Below are 18,198 nucleotides of genomic sequence, written 5' to 3' on the forward strand. Positions count from 1 at the left end.
ATTTCGATTAGCGGAATGGGGTATCTGCTACTATTCTTATAGATTGCCTTACCTATTTATCTAAGATCAATAAATAGGTTGATAACCAACACATATCCCAGAAGTTTGTTTTATAGTATAATTATCCCATATTTATAAATTATTATCTGATTATAAGTTATAAGTTATAACTTATAAGTCATAGTAAAAAGAATTCAAAGGATAGTAAAATCTAAAATAATTAAGATTAATTCTCCATTTTGATTAGAAAGGAAAAAATAGAATAATGGTATTACTCATAAATATTTTTCTTACTATACTAGTGAACTATTTGATATTAAAAAAAGAAATCATGACTTTAAAACAAAATTTTATTTTTGTATTTTTATTGGCTCTTTTTCCTACTATTGTATTTTTAATAAATGATCTTACTACTTATAGCAATGAATACTTTTCAATTATAAATGCAGGGCATGCAATTTATTCAATATTCGGGTTGTTTCTACTCTTGGGTTCTTTAATAACTTACATATTTATTTATGTATTTACTGTACTGATTTTATTGCTTCAACGATTCATATATCGAAAATTAATGAAATAAAAAAACTGCCGTTATCCAGTTGGGGATATTGGCTTTACGAGTCATATAAGAATTAATTATAATTTTAACAATGTAGTAAAAGATTTTTATTCCTTTTTAATATAATACTGACATAATTGACACAAAGTGATAGTCTTTCTGCCTTAAAATGAAATTATAACCGAGTTGAAAACTACTTGAAAATGAAACGAAAGATAAAAATATTAAAGGATTGATACTATGTTATTACATAATCATTTGCTTATTAATGGTGAACAAAGCGTAAATTACTATACGAAAAAGTCTTATTTCCATTCAGAAGGGAATTTAGTCGAGATTTATTCTGTAAACAAACAAATTTTCTATTCCAATTCTTCCATCGTGGAAGATGAAGTCATGGCTGCTAAGTTAACAGAAACACCAATAGAACAACTTACAAGTGAATATAAATTAGTTTTGGAAATGGGAACTTATGATGATCTAGCTTCTTCCGAGAATATTAGTGAAAAGAAAGCCTATGAGCTCGTTAAACAAATTGAAATCGAGACAACAATTCATTAATTAAATACACTTATTGAAACAAGTAAATAAAAAAGGTAAAATGAACCTATAGATTTTTTTACATTTTGTTATTTTTTCTTTGGTTATTTACTAAATTTAGAGCCTTTGGGTTCAGTCTAAGCAAACTTGCTTTATTAAAGACTGTCCTAAAGGCTCTTTTTGTGTTTTAAAGAAGAAAAAGAGATAGGAGAGGAATTTGATGTACAAACTTACTTGTTTTGTCCCTATGGAACCCAATGAGTTAGAAAATGCATTAAAAGGATTAAGGTTTACAAAAAAGAAAAATGATTTGGAATGGAATATGGATGGAAGTACCTTTCGTATAGAACCTTTTCAAAATCAATCTAGAGAGTTACTAAAAGGTTACCGGGTATATTTTAACGGAGATATTTCAGGAGGTTACCATTTATTCAACTTATCTATAGGATGTCTGGGGGCACAAGTAACTAATATTGATTGTATCCTGGACTATCCATTCAAGACTTCCCAAGATTGGATAAATGAATTAATGAAGAGGCCTTCTTGTAAAATGATTGATGCCAGAGGATTATTCGTGTTAGGAGATATTTTTTTGACTGTGGTCAATGACTCCTTAATTATTCAGAAGAGAATTAGAAAGAATCAAAAATTAAAATTAAAAGAGACTTTAAAACAAATCGATTTTATTAGGGAAGATCTATCTCCTAAAGAATTCGATTTGTTTTCGTTTGGGGAGGAAGTTATAGCATGAGTATTACATTTTTTACTCAAAAAAACATGTACCGAATAGAACCGTATTGTATATACATGGATGGGCATCAAATAGCTTCTGGCAAAACGACCATCATAAATATACTTCAAGACGAAAATGCCTTAATAGAAATAGAATCTGGAGAGCTACTAACCTATCTACATACAGAACAAGTTAGAATCGTGAATCCAAGAGATGAAAGATACAAAGGGAGAGCAACAGAAAGGAAACATTATATCGTTTCATTCTTTGTGCAATTTGCTGATCAAAAACTAATAAAGGAAATCGAGGTATTAGCAATGGAGGAAAACCATGCTAGAAACTTGGTACAGGAAAGATTTAAGGGCCTTGGTATTAGTGTAAATATAGCTAAGTTACGTAGCATTATAAACTAATCAATGGGAGGAAGAGGAAAGGATGAGAAGAATGAATTTTTTTAGTATTTCTAATCTCGAACACCAAAATGTACTTATTAAAGAAGAGTTTCTTCCTGTTTTATGGAAGGAAGGAACTCTTTCTACATTGGTAGTTAAAGATAATACAAACATGTTAGTGACGAAGGGAAAATTCTCAGGAATTTCGAACAAGAATATTAATTTAAGCTTATATGCAGCTACACTCAATGTTGTAGGAATAGAAGAGGAATTTTTATTATTTTCTACCTCTTTGCCGCAAGCTTATAAGGATTTTAAAGAATGGTGTATTTTTGAGCCATTAAACATTAAACCAGTAAAATAATGGAGAGACCTAGAAGCATTCGCATTATCAAGATCAAGCTAGGTCTCTTTTTTTATTCTCATAGATTAGAGGAGTACTAGATTATAAACTATCAACCAGGATTTATTAGAGGAGATGAATATATGAGTAATCAAAATACTAACTATCATACTTCACTAGAACGGATTTCCAGTGAAGTAGATCCTGTTTTAAGAAAAATACAAAGAATTAATAGAAGGATAGACGCAGAAAGTGGTAGGATACCACATTTGATTACTCTTCTATTTAAAGACATGAAAAAATTATTAAAGATTTTTAAAGGCATTAAGAATGTAAATATTACTGTTATTCCAGTGATCGGGAGTATCCTAGCTGGTTTTTCCACTGGAATATTAACAGAGTGGCCAATTTATTTGAAGGGATTGTTTATATTGGGCGTACTGATCGTGTTATTTGCATTGTTAGTCCCCTCTTATTTGAAAAGAATGTTGATATTTAACGATCCTGCATTTCATCTACCTTCCTACAAAAAGCAACGAAAACAGGAATATGACTTAATAAGTTATGCAGTAGAAAATGACATTTCGTATGCAGGACTCTATGATTATGTGACGGGAGTTCTGACAAAACAAGAGAATGTCTCTCAGACTATTAGTGTTGTTACAGAACAGTATAATCGGGACAAAGCCGAGTTAAAACAGGAGAATCAATTATTAAAAGAACAATTTACTGTTAAGATAGAAAAATCGAAACAGTTCATAAGAGAAATCAGAGATAAGGCAACCGAAACAGACATAATTCTCCGCTACTTAATCGAGTTACAAGCCGATGTGAATGTAATTCTATTTAGAATTGCAAATGGTGTTTATGATATAACAGATCTACGATTTATTTCTGGTTTTACTATTTATGAGGAATTGGGAAAAAAAGAATTGAAAAAGATTTATGACGTTGGTACAACAGGTGCCAGTCCTGAAACAATCAATATAGACAATAATAAGTACAAGGATTATTCCGTAGTAGCTGTTTCTAAAGGAAAGTTAAAAGAACCCAGGACTAACCAACCTCGAAATAATTATAATATTATTTCTTTTCGAATGAAGTTAGGAGTGGACGGAAAAAAAGCCTGGATAATGAACTTTCACATGTACGATGACATTAATCGTAAAGCATGGTATTTGTTAAGAAATAGTGATATCATTAATAATGAAGAAATATTTCGGCTATTCCATGCTTTAAGTCTTATCTTTTATCAACAGAAAGAAGGAGGCGTTCCTAATGTCCACCGTACAAGTAGAAAAGAAGGATACTATGCAAGAAACTAATGCAGTTCAAACGATCCATTTTAAAAGTCAACTTGAACTAAACGAGAAGCGTCGTCAAGAAAGAGATCATAAAGTGGCTCAAATATTTAAAGAACTTGATGGAATGTTGGATGAATTAAACTTAAATAACAAAAGTAACAATTAATGATAGAAGAAACTCGAAACACGAGTTTCTTTTTTTATTTTACCGTATGTTTGAATTGGACTACGTGAATATACTGTTACTCCAGAAGTGATACTAGAGTGTTCAACAAAAAATATAAAAGTATAGCATTTAAAGGATATTGACTACATATACAATAGTTGCTATGCTTTATTTAATAAAAAATTAGACTAATGGGACTCCCCAAACTTAGCGAAGGTTATCTTTGCCATGTTTGGGGAGTCTTTTTTTCTGAAAGAAGGGATAAGAAATGAATAAATTAGAAAGGATTCATTCCATTGATGTCATAAGAGGCTTTGCTATATTAGGTATTGCATTTGCTAATATACTGCCTCTAAGTACTCCGATTTTATATGATAGCTTTCCAAGTAGCCTATGGACATCAAGTCATGACCGGTTAATTGAAAAGTTATTATTTATCTTGGCGGAAGGGAATTTTTACTCTCTGTTTGCCATGTTATTCGGATTCAGCTTTATCATATTTATGGAACGATCTGCAGCAAAGGGGAATAACCCTTACATACTTTTTTCTAAGAGACAGTTTATATTGCTGGGGATAGGAATACTCCATGCTTTATTTATATGGTATGGCGACATATTAATCGTTTATGCATTATTTGGATTTTTATTATTACCGCTTTATAAGGCCCCAAAATGGATTATAAGTTTAATGATAGCCATTGTTTTACTGCCTAATGTCGTAATTCTCTATAACCTTATTGGCTATAACTATGATCCGGCTGAATATCTTGATTACAATTATATAGTTTCGGTTATAATGAATTACCAATCAGGCGGAACAGTAGGATTTCTACAAAATTTATATGATTGGCTAAATACCTACCAGCCAGGAAACTTACCATATCTCTATATGAGCATATTCCCTATGTTCTTAATTGGCGTATTGATTGCTAAGAGTAAATCCATTCTATTGAATATAACTAAAAAACACTATGTGTTTTGGGTAGTATTTGGGCTTGTGGGATTAACTATTAAACTACTCCCAGTTGTTAAGCCGAATTCATTACTATACTTGCAAGCAGCTGAATCTATTGGTAATCCGCTTATGTCTTTATTTTACGGACTGAGTATTTTATTGATGATAACCAAGCTCAAAGGGAGTCTTTCCTTAATTGGCAATATCGGTAGAACTTCTATGAGTAATTACTTACTGCAAAACATAATAGGGTTCGTCATTTTTAAGGTATTCCATTTGTATGGAACATTGCCTCCAACTAAGTTAATAATAATTTCCTTTATAGTGGCTGTGTTCCAAATCTGGTTAAGTTACATTTGGTTACTCTTATTTAAACAAGGCCCAATTGAATTTTTATGGAGAAGATTAACGTATATTAAGATAGACACATTAAGAAATAAAAAATCTATATCTTCATCTTCTCAATAATTCATTAGTTAACATAAAAAGAGATACCAGTTTAGTTCAGGTATCTCTTTTTCTTAATAAGACCTACGATAGTATCTAATGAAAATTAATGCCACAAATGAAATTATTATTCCCCAAATCCCGTAAGGCTCTATTTTATTAAATATTACTGCAGCCTCTCCATAAATATAACTAATATCCATCGTAGTTGAATTACCATCAGGATGTGGTGCTTCTACTTTCATATTAGTTAAATAGCTTAAAATAACAGCTATAATCGATACTACCAGTGCTGATATTGAAATATTTTGTAATTTATCCATAGAATCCTCCTTATATACATATTTTATAACGAACAGTTTCACATTTACAGTGGGAAAACTTAAATTCTTAGGTACCCATAATTATTTAGTTGAATATCACAAATTTAGATAGTAATATTAGTGTATAAATATATTTTTATTTTTAATTTTTCAGCAACCACTTTTGGTTAGCAGGTTACTTAATAAACGCAGCGTCCTTTGGGATCGAAATTAATGGCATTGTTATGCTTATTAAACGATCTCTCTGGGCGCTTTTTTGCGTTTTATAAACAAATTTTATAAATGAGAGGAATGAAGAAGAATGAACACAACTACTAATAAATTATCAATCAATCATGAGGTATTTGAGGATTGTAGAAGGCATATGGAGACAGTTAATGTTTATGAAAGAACTACACGAATGAGTGCAGAGATAATCTTTAAAAATGGAGATCGTCGCATTTATCATGCTAAATCGGACTCAAAAAAATACGCAGTTAAGGAAGTCATTAATTTTGTAAAATCTATTGAAGAAGCAATTGGTGACAAAGTTATGTGGAGGTTTAAAGGAGATAAAAATTATAATATGAGCACAAATTATCAAAAAGACGTAAGTTTATTAGTTCGAATAAAAAGAGATTTCTTAGGTTATTTCTTCGATATTTAATTAGAACCTACAAAAGAGGAAAGAGAAACGTTCATTCTGTTTTAGAATGAACGTTTTTCTAATTACAGAGTACTTAGAATTTAGGAGGAAATTAATAATGAACAATGTAGGAAGTAAAGTAAGCAGCGGTTTCTTTGAAATGTCAGAAAAACAAGGGGATAAGCTATTAAAGTTATTAAGTGTAACAGGTAGTGGAGTATGGTTTGATTCCAATTGCGGAGAAGGAAAAATTCTTCATCAGCTTGCACAGCCTTTCCAGAATGATAATTGTAAGATTACAACGTATGGGATAGAAACAAACACACAGAGAGCTTTAAAGGCACAGGAGATCCTACAGCATTGTATAAATGCTCCCATAGAAAGCATGATTATCCAAAACGAAGCTGTATTGCTACTATTTTTAAATCCTTCAAATAGTATGAATATCAGGGAAGATGACTCTTCTGATCAGAAGGAATGGAACGATTTATATCGCAATACTCGGTACTTATCTAAAAGAGGCATAATGATTTATATTATTCCTTCCTATCGATTTGCAGATAACCAGATTGCCCAATTTCTAGCATCCCATTTTTTCGATGTTGGGATTATGCGATTTTTGGATGAAGACTACGACGATTATAATCATTGTATTTTCATTGGAAGAAAGAAGAGTGGTAAAGATAAGGAAGTTAATAAGGATTTATATAAATTTCTACTTCAAATGGAATCAAAGGTTTTTGTTCAAACAAAGGTGAACTCAATTGCCCATATTATAAGAGCTAATAAAAAATGGGAAGTTCCCGCTGGTATTCAAGAATTAAAGACATTCTACACGAAGCTTGGGAATAAAAGTGATTTTGTAGAAGGAATAAAGAATAGTAAAGTCTTTACCGCTTTTATTAATCGTACCAAGCCAAGACAATTGGTCATTGGAGGAGATCCTATTCTACCCTTAAATCAAGGTCAGCTGTCCCTTTTAATGGCCAGTGGAGCTATTAATGGAGAAATAGGTGAAGGAGATAATTATCATCTTGTACAAGGAATCGAAGTCGTCTCTAAAGTTGTCGAGAGTGAAGTGAAAAATCATGATAATGGCGGAAAAACAACTATTACTAAAACCAAGACCAAAAGGGATGTTTCTGTAAAACTAATCAGTCCTAAAGGGGTAATAAAAAAGTTAGTGTAGTTACTAATCAAAGAGGAATATCAATCTTACTAATATAAAGAATTTGAGAGGATTAGCGGTAAAGCCACTAGTCCTTTTTATATAGGAGGAAAAATAAATGACTAATCAATTAAGTTTATTTATGGATCAGACAACTGAGATAAGAGATATTAGAACAGAGAAACAAGCTACAAATAAGGTTTCTTATGATGTAGGAGAGCTTATAGGAGGTTCGAGAAAAGAGCTTGCAGAGCTGCGAAAAGCATTTGAAGAAAAGCAAAGCTCAGAACTATTAGAGATAATAGAAAAAATTAATCCTATGTTATCTGAAGAACTAATTTCTAAAAAACAATTTTTTAAGTATTTCTCTTTCGAGGCAGAAAAGGAAAAAGGAACTCAACCGGCTATTGCGAAACTAAAGCAATTAATCCTTCATCGTGTTGATAATATACCGGCAAACCAAACAAGAGAAGGGCGTAAATCCTTTATGGAAGCTGCCCAATATTTATTGATTTGTATGGAAGATCTTCGAGTAATTGATGATGTAGCCCCTTTTATTAACCGTCTAGGTAATCAATTACGTACAGAAAGACAACATAAAGACAAATATAATGGTCCTGCTCGCTTAGGTGTTCTTGGATCTAAATTTAGAGACTTCTATTTAAAAGGTGGGTTTCGAAGTAGTTTTAAAACAGCCTTTCTAATAAACAGCTGGGAAGAGTTATTAACTAAAAAGTCTGTTTCTAAACCAAAGAAAAAATCCTCTTCATGGTTAAGGGACTTACCAGAACGTCCTGATAGAAAAGGAGGAAGTCCAAGTAGTATACAAAAACCAGAAGACATAATATCCTTTTTCGGATATAGAGGCGTTCAGTTCGGGAATTATGGTGCGCCACGTTCTCATATAAACGCGGTAGCGTGAAATTGAAGGGCTTATGAATGTATATAAGCCTAACTTCTATTCCAATTTGATAGGTGAAATCCCTATCCAGGAGAAATAACCGATTTTATCCAAAATCTCCTGACTATGATACTCCTATATGCTAGATACCCCCTCTTGGGTAAATGGTGTAGAGCTAGGTAAAGTCGTAATTTGAGGTTGTACCTATAAACAATCAAAATAATGCGGTAGTCCTTAAAAACTGAGCTATGATTACGCAAGGAACTTATGTTTGAAGCGTCGTCACCGAATCTTCTTCTTAATATAGGTCAAAGGAAGAAAACCACGAGAATGGATGAACTATATGAATATGGGAATATGTATGATTCCACGTCTTACTAGTGTCGTAGTTGCTAGTAATGACGAGCCAACATGTTACGGTTAATCAAGGTTGGTGAGTATCGTCGGCGTAAAGTAAGAATCTAAGGCACAGTAAAATAAGGGATAGGAATAGAGGAACGTGGGAAGCTCAATTAATTCAAGGCTTAAGAGGAGCCATTAGAGAAATAATTGAGTGGCAGCGGTCCCGTAGTAGTGAAGAAATGGGGTAACTCTTATGGAGCGAAGGGGACCAGTCGGGTACTTATCCATAACTCACAAGAAAGTTAGTCTAAATGAACCTTTCTACTATAAGTGGAATGTGGGAATTAAACAGTTAACCATTAACTCTCTAAATATAATGTAATGAGGGTGTAATAATGAGGGATAAAAGACTACCTATCAAAAGTGAAACACAACTCAGAGAAAAACTAGATAATCTATATGAAATTAGCAGCAATTCAAACAAACCGTTCTTCAACCTAGTTGAAATTATGAAGGAAGAGCAAACCATTAAAACAGCCATTCACAATATTAAAAGCAACAAGGGCAGTTTTACTCACGGTATTGATAAAAAGGACATAAATCACTTTCTACAAATGGAATATGGGGAGTTAATTAAAATCATTCGTGAAGTGATTGATAATTACAAACCTGCTCCAGTCAGACGTGTTTGGATACCAAAGTCTAACGGTAAGAAAAGACCTCTGGGGATACCGATTATATTAGATAGAATCATTCAAGAATTGGTCAGAATCGTAATCGAGCCTATAGCAGAGGCAAAATTCTTTAAACATAGTTATGGTTTTAGACCTTATCGTTCAGCGGAACATGCAATCGCTAGAGTGATTAACATAATAAGACAAAGCAAAACTTATTATGCAGTTGAAGGTGACATCAAAAGCTACTTTGACAACATTAATCATAACAAACTGATAAACATATTATGGGGCATAGGAATAAGGGATAAACGAATCTTAACGCTTGTAAAAAAGATGCTTAAGGCAGGAATCATGGAAGATGGACATATCCAAAAATCTGATTCCGGAACTCCTCAAGGTGGAATTATTTCTCCCTTGTTAGCCAACATCTATCTCAACTCCTTTGACCGGTTAATTGCAAAAGAATACGAGGAGCACCCGGCTAGATATTCCCTGAAAGACTATAAAAACAAAGGAATTGCAAAAGTTAAGAAACGTCATGAACCTTGCTTCCTCATAAGATACGCTGATGATTGGATAATATTAACTAAAACAAAGAAAAATGCCGAAAGACTATTACTCAAAACTGAGAAGTATTACCAACATGTACTGAAAATCGAACTATCCAAAGAAAAAACATTCATTACTGATTTAAGGGAACAAAGAATGACATTCTTGGGATTCGACATATTTGCAGAGAAGTCAAGATTAAAAAATAGCATAGTAGGTAAAGCGGTACCTAATCCGATAAAATTCCATGCAAAAACTGCTAATGTTAAAAGGAAAATCAGAAACATTAGATTCAATACCAATCCTTGGGATATTGCTAAGGAAATTGAAACTATCAATATGGAACTAATAGGTATCAGCAATTACTACAAAATAGCCAATAGCGCAAAACTGTTCAGCAAACAAGACAGCATGCTATATCACTCTATGTGTAAATCTTTTTCTAAACTATACAAAGGAAGAAACTATCGAGAATGGTTGATTCCTGCCAATAAACTAGACAATAGAACTGATAGGCATAAAGATAGCGCAGCTGAAAGACCTTATATCGAAGTGGACTCGGTGAAAATAGGATTGACGAAGTTATCTTATACAAAATGTATAAAGGCACTAAACTTCAAACCAGAAATGACACCATACACGAAACATGGAAGAATATTATATGAAAAGGAATCTGAACGTAAATTAAAGAGAGCTAGACCTACAATCTACGATGAAAGTTATATGAATAATATTGTACTTCGTAAATTAAAGCATACAGGAACTAGTTCAGATAAATACAACTTTGAATTTGTTTTAAACAGGGACTACGCATGTAACAGGGATAAAGGTAAATGCAAAGCTTGTGGAAGGAACGTAACTTCTACTATTGTGCATTGCCATCATATAAACCCCAAACTTCCAATAGATAAGGTGAACAAATTAAACAATTTGGCTACACTATGCAAAACATGTCACTCTAAAATTCATATGAAAGAATTAGACGAAAAGGACGTAAAAGTTTACAAAAAACTAAGTAAATATAGAGAGATTATAAATAACTAGATGTGAGGATAAGGAGTCCTATTACATTGTGAGGTGTAATATGGATAGTCTTACAGAGACTTAAGACTCGATGGAACGCCGTATGCGGTGAAAGTCGCACGTACGGTGTGGGGCAGGGGAAAAGATGGAGATAACTTCAAAGTCTTACCTATTGCCATTAGACGATGAAAAAGCTATAGAGCATCTGATTCGTTCTTCAGAAGCCATGATGGATTTAGCAGAGGTTTTAGATATTGATTATAAAACACTTTCTCTAGGTGGGAACATTAGGTATGGCATATGGAGCTAGAGGAAGAGGAGGACAAGCTCTTGCACATTATGAAGCTCTTTCGAGAGTTATTAATATGACGAAAAACAAAGGATCACTAGGTGTTCTGGCTCATGAATGGTGGCATGCTCTTGATCATTATATCTATTGTTTAAGCCATGCAGATACCTCTAGAAGGGGATATGCTTCCAATGTAGATACTTTAGGTTCCCACATAGATAAAACGGTTATTAATGCTTATGAGGACCTGATAAAGACTATTAGGAGCGGAAATAGTATTTCTCACTTCGAAAATACCAATAAATCAGGCGTTTCGTATAGGGGCTTAGAGTTTAGAAAGATATATAGAAATTATAATGGAGACCTTTTAGCTTGCATGGAAGAATATACTGAAATGCAAAGAATTGATTTGGAGGATTCTCTTGAGATGGAAAAGTATTATGGGTCAGGTGATTTAACTGATATGGAAAAGAAAATACTAACCAAACAGCAAAGAGATCTAAAAAAGTTTGCTTTATCCTTAGCATGGTTTCATGAAAAAGAAACAGGAGAAAGAGTTGAAAAAATTCCTTATCCATCACATCTCTCTAATTATGTTTCAGCTTCAATGAAGCTAGATAAAGGTAATAAGCTATATTGGGCAGATATTATTGAGCTTACTGCGAGGGCTTTTGAAAGCTTTATCCAGGATAAACTCCTTGCTAATAACCGTGTTAGTGACTACCTTGTAACAGGCACAAAAGACCCTATAGCGTTTCCAGTAGGGGAAGAAAGGACTACAATTAACAAGCAATTTGATTTACTGCTAACGATACTAAAAAAATATGAAATTATCTAATTTCATGTCGAGACGAAGGATGAGCCAAGAGCTAGTCCTTTTTTTTTTAGATACTATGATGAAAAAGGATCATTGATATCGTTCCAAAAATAGAGTTTAGTGTATATAAAAGGTTAAATATGGTAAAATAGTATCGAAACTTTTGAACTATATTCTATTAAAATATCAAACTTTATAGTATAGAAACTGCTAGTGGTATAGGCACCGTTTCTGCATCGATACACAATATTAGATATCAGTAAAAGAGATTGTATTAGAAGATGATTCTGATGAGATTAGAGTTAAGTTTTAAGTTGATGAGGAATAAAAAAAAGCACGAGCAATTATTTAATGGAGGGTTAAGATGAGTAGAGGTTACAGGTTAAATAATTTATTTTCTCTCGCAAAATCAATGAAAAATAAAAAAATAGACTATCAAGTTATTAATAACATCCCCTATAAAAAAGACCTGGAGATATGTGCGATTTTTAAATATGATTATAAAATCATAAAGAAGCGACCCTATACAGATAATTCACAACCCAAAGAATATATATTAGGTCTATTTAAAAGAAAGACACACCAATATTTGACCTTGCCATTAGATTATAAAAAAAGTGATAATTTCGAAAGCTTTGAGCTTCCTAATAGGTTAGGAGAGGATTTATTTAAAGATTTAATGAAATTCTTAGAACTTAACGGCACGGAAAGAAGGGAGTTTAGCCTACACAATTTCTATAGAATATTAGACAAAGCAACTCCCACAAAGGCTGGAAAAGAAAATTTTGATCGATTAGTATGTTCTCATTCCTATCCGACATCAAAAGATAACGAACATAATAAAATCTATTTTAGTCATTTTAGAGACAATGATAAACGTGGCGAGAAACGTAGCCTAGAAAACTATGAAAAAACAGAAAAATTACTTCCCTACGCAAATAAGGTAATAGGAAATAGAAATATCTCCGTCTGTTTTACACCAGAAAAAAAAGAAGAGGCAGTAGAAAAAAAAGAAGCGGATATAAAAATAAAAGTTTATTAAATACTTTAAAGAAGAAAAGTTGCATTTTGGTAAAAACTGAATATAATATAGGTATAAAGTCACTATACTTAGAAGCGATGAAAAATCATCTTTATTTGGGCGCTTGGATGATTTGAAGCTAGTAGCGCAACCGGCTAATTAAACATATGTTTAGTTGGCTTTTTTTGTGGTAAGAATACAAAAAAGAGGATGATACTAGTGGCAGATAAATACACAATTAAGAAAACTTGTTTTAATAATATAGAGGAAAATACATTAGTAGAATTATACTCCCTTTCAAAGGACAGTATAAAGCAGGTTGATAATAAGAGCTTCCACGAAGTAACCATATTAATGTCTGCGATAAGAGAAGAAGCCCCAGCAAGATTAAAGGACATTGAAGATATTGAAGCGGAAGTTACACCAGAAATTGCTACAATACTAAGCTCCAATATGGAAGAAGCCTTATTCATTAATGAAATTGAGTCGCTAATAAACTGACTAGATCATAAAAAGGCACCTTATAAGGAAGGTGCCTTTATCAATTTGCTCTGACTTTCTTCATAAAGTTTTTCAGTTATTTCAGCGCCTTGCTCTTCCCAAATTCTTTTAGATTCTTCTTCATCAAAATATTTCTTCAGGATTTCTAAAGCGTCATTTCTATGCATATAATGTGGTATCTTCTCAATTCTTGTAACTTTCCGTTTAGGTAACTTACTCATAATAAATTCCCGGATAGCTTTTTCAATAAGAATGGATTTATCATCGTCAAATAAGGCAAGTTGTTCGTCGGTTGTTGCTTTTTTAGGAAGTACAGCTGAAATATAGCCAATAGGATTTTTTATAGTATCGTCATATTTAATAGATTGCATCAACTCAACGATATTATTCTTTCCGTAATTAAGCCATTCAGTGATAACTTTTTTATTCAAATTCATTCCTATTTCTAGACCAAGTCGCTGAATATCAATAACATCCTGAGAATAAGTATCTTCTTCTATCTTTATTATCTGGTCAGAAGAACTGTTCGTTTTTATTTTAAACTTTATCTTATGTATAGAGCGTCCTTTTCGGATTGCATCGTAAGTAAAGGATATGTCTGTTTTTTTAGCAAGTTCTGCTTGGGCATGATCAATAACTCTCTGCCTAAAATTAATCCAAACTGGATATTTGTCTTGGAGCCCTAATTTAGCCCGTAATTCTTCAAGCGTAAAGGTTCTCTCTGTTAAACCCTCATAACTTTTTAAAAGCTCATATAGACGAATAGAATAGTTACTACGTAGATGCAGAATATTCCCTAGTTTATACCTAGTGAATTTCTGATTTAACAAAAGGAAGAAAGGTTTTAAATCTGGATCAAAGCGAACTGTTACAGAACCCTCGTTTATATTGTAAGTTGCTTTTGATAACCAAGCTATACGGGTTGGTTTCCCTTCGTGGTTAATAAATAAAAAGGGTTGCATTAATTGGGTTGTTATCTTATCAACTTCTTTATATAAGTTCTTCGACTTTGAACCAATTAAATCCCCGAATTGTTTAATAGAAAAAGTATAGGTTTGGAAATCCTTATCATTGGGATGGATATTAGAAGCTATTACAGATATTATCTTTTGTTCCATTACCCCTAACTTATAGGTTGCTTCTACTATTGAGTTTGCCTTTGATACTAAGTTTGTATCTTTAAAAATAATCTCTCTATTATTTTCCATGACAATTTATACTCCTAGAATATTGGTAGTTTTATTTTATCGTAAGCTAAAACAAACGTAAACTAAAAAATGTTTGTTTTAGGTATTTATAAAATACCGACCCCAAAAGTGTTGTGTTTATTCTTGCTGTTAGTACTCTAATAGTATTCATCGTTCAAACTAATCCTAATAATGAGGGGCTTTATTTTCTGATACTGTGTAAATTGACCCCAAAAGTGTTGTGTTTATCTTTGCTGTTAGTACTCTATATGTACATATCTTCCAAACTAAATTCTCTAAATGAGGTGCTTTACACCCTAAGATGTGTTATTTCACCCCAAAAACGTTGTGTTTTAAACAATATTCATTATGCACCACCCCAAAAATGTTGTGTTTAATCTTTAAGAACACACTTAAATCAGTCAAAATGATATGTTTTGGCCCCAAATTTGTTGTGTTTTAAGAAAATAGAACGTTTACTTTTTACACCCTAAAAATGTTGTGCTTTTACACCCCAAAAATGTTGTGCTTTTACACCCCAAAAATGTTGTGCTTTTACACCCCGAAAGTGTTGTGCTTTCACCCCGAAAGTGTTGTGCTTTCACCCCAAAAGTGTTGTGCTTTTACACCCCGAAAGTGTTGTGCTTTCACCCCAAAAGTGTTGTGCTTTGCCCCAAAAGTGTTGTGCTTTCACCCCAAAAGTGTTGTGCTTTCACACCCCAAAAGTGTTGTGCTTTCACCCCAAAAGTGTTGTGCTTTGCCCCAAAAGTGTTGTGCTTTCACCCCAAAAGTGTTGTGCTTTAATTGCTCAAGCCTTACTGCCCCAACAGTTTGCTAGATCTGTAAACAGGTTAAACAAGTATAAACAAGTTAAATAGATTTATATAAACAAGCACAAACAAAGAGAAGTGTAGTAGTTTAAATAGATTTAATAGATTTACTTCTATTAATTACTTACACCCCAAAAGTGTTGTGTTTATTACAACCTCTATTATTCATAAACATGGATGGTTGACAGACATTGAGATTTAAGGAGAAGTATGCTTTAATAATAAGAACAATAGTATACAAAAAGGGAAGGACCCTACACTGAAAAAACCGAGCTATAGCTACGGTAGTTTTCTTGTGGGGTCCTTTTTATGTATTTTGTTTACTAATGTAAAAAAAACACCTATAATTTACTAACCTATCAGTTTAGGACCTGAGGTTAATAGAAACGACAAGGGGTTTTTTCTTAATTATTACATTCCGTTTATTCTATCACATAAGCATTTAATTTCAAGAAAAAACCTACATATATGTCTTTAATAGGTAATCCCTGGAGGATAGTATGGAATCTGAAAAGTTAAACTTAAAAGGAAAAAATGACAAATTAGAGTATTACAGAACAATTGATACGGGGAATCTTGAGCAAAGAATGAAATTAGTTAAACAGGACGAAAGTAAATTAACTTACTATGTTCCAGAACTAGATAAGGTCGTATATTCAGAAACGGAAGTAAGAAAATTTTCCTTAGATGCTTATGGCGAAAATATCCCTTATATTGACGGAGAGCTTACCATTCTAAATAACTATTTATTTGATTACTGGGGATACTTTATAAACGCTGAGGGCTTAGCTTTATATGCCCACTTAAAAAGATATACTTATGGGAATAAAGATTGGTGTTTTCCTAATTTTGAAATGATCAGTCTTAAAATGGATAAATCAAGACCTACTATACATGCTTACTTAGAAATATTGGAGAGATATGGGTTTGTCTATAAATTCAATGTTATAAACCGATCAAGAGAAAAGGAAGAAGGCCCAATTTTCAAAATCAGAAAGAAAGTACCCTTATTAACTAAGGCATTACTTGAAGGGAATAAGGAATTAGAAATTCCAGATAATGTTTCGGCTCATATTAAGAAAGCTATGAAAAAAGAAAAGGAAGGACTTCCTAAAAAGTTAAGAGCAGAACATGACAAGTATGTAAATGAAATGATTCGAAACAACGAGAAAATAAATCTTGAAAATCAAATGGACTATGAAGAAATATATCGTGTCTGGCAACAATATGGAGAAATTATTAAAAATAATAACAAACCTCTAGCATTAAATGAAGAGGTAGTACTTGACTATGGAAAAGCAGAAATGGATAAACATGAAGCCAATATGTTAAATTATCTACTTACCTATGTGTCTAAGAAGCTTTCCAAACCTTCATTTGATACATGGTTTAAAGGAATTTCTATAAAACTCACGCAAAACAACTGTTATGTACTAGCTCCTAATGAGTTTTGTAAAGATTGGCTGGAGAATAAATATGCAGATCTCATCTCGAATGCTATTCGAGAGTATGATAAATCGATTGACGCTATAGTAATTCAACAATAATTCCGAAGGTGTGTCTAACTGGCACATCTTTTTTATTTTAGTATCTTACTCTGTTTTGTTTGTCAGCTGAATAAAAGTGAGGGAATTGATCATTTAAATAACATAATTGAGTCTTACTTTTCTATGACCCGAATAATATGTAATAAAAAACACTAGGAGAGATTTCTTATGCCAAAAACAAGACAAGATTCCTGGACAGAAAAAGAAGACATACTATTAGCTGATGTTGTACTGCGAAGTATTAGTGAGGGCAGTACGCAGCTTCAAGCATTTGAAGAAGTAGGGAAACAATTATCTCGTACAAGTGCTGCTTGTGGATTTAGATGGAATGCTTACGTAAGAAAGCAATATAAATCGAATATAGAAGCAGCAAAAGTGCAAAGAAAACAACTAAAGCAGGGGAAACCTCTAGTGGAGGAGTTAGTAACAGAACTTTCAAGAGAAGAGGAGCAAGTATTTAAAACAACAAATGCTGATCAATTTGACGGCATCATTCATTATTTAAAAGAAATATATAATAAGTCGAAAATATTCAATCATCAAAGCGAAGTTAGTAATAGCCATGAACAAGATTTACATGACAAAATTAATGAATTAATTAATCAAAATAAGTATTTACAGAAGAAATTACATTCTAAAGAGGAGGCATATAAAGGGTTAGTTGATCTAATGGAACAAGCAAGAAAAATGGTAACAAATAAATAAAATCTTACTTTAAGATGAATTATTTACAATCCATTTCCCAATATAAACTAGTGGTTTTTATGACATGTAAATTCATTTAGTTTATCTATCAATTAGATTACTCTTATACCTTAAAAAGTTTTTAATGCAGGGTGAAAAAATTTTTAACCCTACCTTAAAAATTTTTTAAGGTAGGGTTAAAGAATTTTTAAGGTATCAAATTTCATAGGTTAAAAATTTTTTAAGGTATCAAAACGGCTTATTTTTATAGGTCA

19 protein-coding genes and 1 riboswitch are annotated in these 18,198 nt (G+C 32.3%); of the genes, 17 read left to right on the forward strand and 2 right to left on the reverse strand.

The window, feature by feature from the left end:
* The first annotated feature begins 799 nt into the window (after positions 1-799).
* The 7 genes from L8T27_RS27695 to L8T27_RS27725 all read left to right on the forward strand — a co-directional run bounded on the left by L8T27_RS27695 (position 800) and on the right by L8T27_RS27725 (position 5,460).
* Entirely contained in the window at positions 800-1,120 is a 321-nt protein-coding gene (locus L8T27_RS27695) for a hypothetical protein (RefSeq protein WP_127739916.1), read from the forward strand.
* 199 nt (positions 1,121-1,319) lie between these two features.
* Positions 1,320-1,850 carry a hypothetical protein gene (locus L8T27_RS27700; protein WP_127739914.1) on the forward strand — a complete coding sequence of 177 codons (531 nt, stop codon included), beginning with the start codon at positions 1,320-1,322 and terminating at the stop codon, positions 1,848-1,850.
* Complete coding sequence (locus L8T27_RS27705; RefSeq protein WP_127739912.1) at positions 1,847-2,245, forward strand: hypothetical protein; 399 nt, start codon at positions 1,847-1,849, stop codon at positions 2,243-2,245. The genes L8T27_RS27700 and L8T27_RS27705 overlap by 4 nt, the downstream gene beginning before the upstream one ends.
* A gap of 22 nt (positions 2,246-2,267) precedes the next feature.
* A complete protein-coding gene (locus L8T27_RS27710; RefSeq protein ID WP_127739910.1) occupies positions 2,268-2,588 on the forward strand; it encodes a hypothetical protein in 321 nt (106 codons plus the stop codon).
* A gap of 122 nt (positions 2,589-2,710) precedes the next feature.
* The gene (locus L8T27_RS27715) at positions 2,711-3,892 is read left to right on the forward strand and encodes a hypothetical protein (protein ID WP_127739908.1); all 1,182 of its coding nucleotides are present in this window, start codon (positions 2,711-2,713) and stop codon (positions 3,890-3,892) included.
* Positions 3,879-4,037, forward strand: coding sequence for a hypothetical protein (locus L8T27_RS27720; RefSeq protein WP_237944431.1), 159 nt, complete (start codon positions 3,879-3,881; stop codon positions 4,035-4,037). The genes L8T27_RS27715 and L8T27_RS27720 overlap by 14 nt, the downstream gene beginning before the upstream one ends.
* A 268-nt stretch (positions 4,038-4,305) precedes the next feature.
* Positions 4,306-5,460, forward strand: coding sequence for a DUF418 domain-containing protein (locus tag L8T27_RS27725; protein ID WP_127739904.1), 1,155 nt, complete (start codon positions 4,306-4,308; stop codon positions 5,458-5,460).
* 53 nt (positions 5,461-5,513) lie between these two features.
* Here L8T27_RS27725 and L8T27_RS27730 read toward each other — a convergent pair whose 3' ends face one another.
* Entirely contained in the window at positions 5,514-5,762 is a 249-nt protein-coding gene (locus L8T27_RS27730; protein ID WP_127739902.1) for a hypothetical protein, read from the reverse strand.
* A gap of 301 nt (positions 5,763-6,063) precedes the next feature.
* Here L8T27_RS27730 and L8T27_RS27735 point away from each other — a divergent pair, with 301 nt between their 5' ends.
* From L8T27_RS27735 to L8T27_RS27770, 8 genes are all read left to right on the forward strand, one after another.
* The gene (locus tag L8T27_RS27735) at positions 6,064-6,408 is read left to right on the forward strand and encodes a DUF6018 family natural product bioysynthesis protein (protein ID WP_127739900.1); all 345 of its coding nucleotides are present in this window, start codon (positions 6,064-6,066) and stop codon (positions 6,406-6,408) included.
* A gap of 97 nt (positions 6,409-6,505) precedes the next feature.
* Positions 6,506-7,576 carry a DUF6094 domain-containing protein gene (locus L8T27_RS27740; protein ID WP_235856657.1) on the forward strand — a complete coding sequence of 357 codons (1,071 nt, stop codon included), beginning with the start codon at positions 6,506-6,508 and terminating at the stop codon, positions 7,574-7,576.
* Between the two features lie 97 nt (positions 7,577-7,673).
* Complete coding sequence (locus tag L8T27_RS27745) at positions 7,674-8,477, forward strand: hypothetical protein (RefSeq protein ID WP_127739898.1); 804 nt, start codon at positions 7,674-7,676, stop codon at positions 8,475-8,477.
* A 716-nt stretch (positions 8,478-9,193) separates the two neighbouring features.
* The gene (gene ltrA, locus L8T27_RS27750; protein ID WP_127739896.1) at positions 9,194-11,068 is read left to right on the forward strand and encodes a group II intron reverse transcriptase/maturase; all 1,875 of its coding nucleotides are present in this window, start codon (positions 9,194-9,196) and stop codon (positions 11,066-11,068) included.
* A 124-nt stretch (positions 11,069-11,192) separates the two neighbouring features.
* Positions 11,193-11,357 (forward strand): hypothetical protein, encoded by a 165-nt coding sequence (locus L8T27_RS27755; RefSeq protein WP_164849720.1) that lies wholly within the window; start codon positions 11,193-11,195, stop codon positions 11,355-11,357.
* On the forward strand, positions 11,341-12,174 hold the full coding sequence (locus tag L8T27_RS27760; RefSeq protein WP_127739895.1) for an LPD1 domain-containing protein: 834 nt from the start codon (positions 11,341-11,343) through the stop codon (positions 12,172-12,174). The genes L8T27_RS27755 and L8T27_RS27760 overlap by 17 nt, the downstream gene beginning before the upstream one ends.
* 343 nt (positions 12,175-12,517) lie before the next feature.
* A complete protein-coding gene (locus L8T27_RS27765; RefSeq protein ID WP_127739894.1) occupies positions 12,518-13,195 on the forward strand; it encodes a DUF6037 family protein in 678 nt (225 codons plus the stop codon).
* A 61-nt stretch (positions 13,196-13,256) separates the two neighbouring features.
* A riboswitch (cyclic di-GMP riboswitch) is annotated at positions 13,257-13,340 on the forward strand.
* A 53-nt stretch (positions 13,341-13,393) separates the two neighbouring features.
* On the forward strand, positions 13,394-13,675 hold the full coding sequence (locus L8T27_RS27770) for a hypothetical protein (RefSeq protein ID WP_127739893.1): 282 nt from the start codon (positions 13,394-13,396) through the stop codon (positions 13,673-13,675).
* 20 nt (positions 13,676-13,695) lie between these two features.
* Here L8T27_RS27770 and L8T27_RS27775 read toward each other — a convergent pair whose 3' ends face one another.
* The gene (locus L8T27_RS27775) at positions 13,696-14,883 is read right to left on the reverse strand and encodes a replication initiation protein (RefSeq protein ID WP_127739892.1); all 1,188 of its coding nucleotides are present in this window, start codon (positions 14,881-14,883) and stop codon (positions 13,696-13,698) included.
* 1,309 nt (positions 14,884-16,192) lie between these two features.
* Between L8T27_RS27775 and L8T27_RS27780 the strand changes: the two genes are divergently transcribed.
* Positions 16,193-17,239 carry a DnaA N-terminal domain-containing protein gene (locus tag L8T27_RS27780; RefSeq protein WP_127739891.1) on the forward strand — a complete coding sequence of 349 codons (1,047 nt, stop codon included), beginning with the start codon at positions 16,193-16,195 and terminating at the stop codon, positions 17,237-17,239.
* 168 nt (positions 17,240-17,407) lie between these two features.
* Entirely contained in the window at positions 17,408-17,944 is a 537-nt protein-coding gene (locus L8T27_RS28860; protein WP_127739890.1) for an RsfA family transcriptional regulator, read from the forward strand.
* The last annotated feature ends 254 nt before the right edge of the window (positions 17,945-18,198 follow it).

This window comes from Niallia sp. Man26, from assembly GCF_022049065.2.
Taxonomy (GTDB): Bacteria; Bacillota; Bacilli; order Bacillales; family Cytobacillaceae; genus Niallia.

Excerpts from the sequence above, each read along its gene's own strand:
- L8T27_RS27755 (WP_164849720.1), top strand. The coding sequence starts at position 11,193 with ATGGAGATAACTTCAAAGTCTTACCTATTGCCATTAGACGATGAAAAA.
- L8T27_RS27710 (WP_127739910.1), top strand. The coding sequence starts at position 2,268 with ATGAGAAGAATGAATTTTTTTAGTATTTCTAATCTCGAACACCAAAAT.
- L8T27_RS27760 (WP_127739895.1), top strand. The coding sequence starts at position 11,341 with ATGGCATATGGAGCTAGAGGAAGAGGAGGACAAGCTCTTGCACATTAT.
- L8T27_RS27695 (WP_127739916.1), top strand. The coding sequence starts at position 800 with ATGTTATTACATAATCATTTGCTTATTAATGGTGAACAAAGCGTAAAT.
- L8T27_RS27765 (WP_127739894.1), top strand. The coding sequence starts at position 12,518 with ATGAGTAGAGGTTACAGGTTAAATAATTTATTTTCTCTCGCAAAATCA.
- L8T27_RS27715 (WP_127739908.1), top strand. The coding sequence starts at position 2,711 with ATGAGTAATCAAAATACTAACTATCATACTTCACTAGAACGGATTTCC.
- L8T27_RS27720 (WP_237944431.1), top strand. The coding sequence starts at position 3,879 with ATGCAAGAAACTAATGCAGTTCAAACGATCCATTTTAAAAGTCAACTT.
- L8T27_RS27730 (WP_127739902.1), bottom strand. The coding sequence starts at position 5,762 with ATGGATAAATTACAAAATATTTCAATATCAGCACTGGTAGTATCGATT.
- L8T27_RS27735 (WP_127739900.1), top strand. The coding sequence starts at position 6,064 with ATGAACACAACTACTAATAAATTATCAATCAATCATGAGGTATTTGAG.
- ltrA (WP_127739896.1), top strand. The coding sequence starts at position 9,194 with ATGAGGGATAAAAGACTACCTATCAAAAGTGAAACACAACTCAGAGAA.
- L8T27_RS27700 (WP_127739914.1), top strand. The coding sequence starts at position 1,320 with ATGTACAAACTTACTTGTTTTGTCCCTATGGAACCCAATGAGTTAGAA.
- L8T27_RS27780 (WP_127739891.1), top strand. The coding sequence starts at position 16,193 with ATGGAATCTGAAAAGTTAAACTTAAAAGGAAAAAATGACAAATTAGAG.
- L8T27_RS27740 (WP_235856657.1), top strand. The coding sequence starts at position 6,506 with ATGAACAATGTAGGAAGTAAAGTAAGCAGCGGTTTCTTTGAAATGTCA.
- L8T27_RS27705 (WP_127739912.1), top strand. The coding sequence starts at position 1,847 with ATGAGTATTACATTTTTTACTCAAAAAAACATGTACCGAATAGAACCG.
- L8T27_RS28860 (WP_127739890.1), top strand. The coding sequence starts at position 17,408 with ATGCCAAAAACAAGACAAGATTCCTGGACAGAAAAAGAAGACATACTA.
- L8T27_RS27775 (WP_127739892.1), bottom strand. The coding sequence starts at position 14,883 with ATGGAAAATAATAGAGAGATTATTTTTAAAGATACAAACTTAGTATCA.
- L8T27_RS27725 (WP_127739904.1), top strand. The coding sequence starts at position 4,306 with ATGAATAAATTAGAAAGGATTCATTCCATTGATGTCATAAGAGGCTTT.
- L8T27_RS27745 (WP_127739898.1), top strand. The coding sequence starts at position 7,674 with ATGACTAATCAATTAAGTTTATTTATGGATCAGACAACTGAGATAAGA.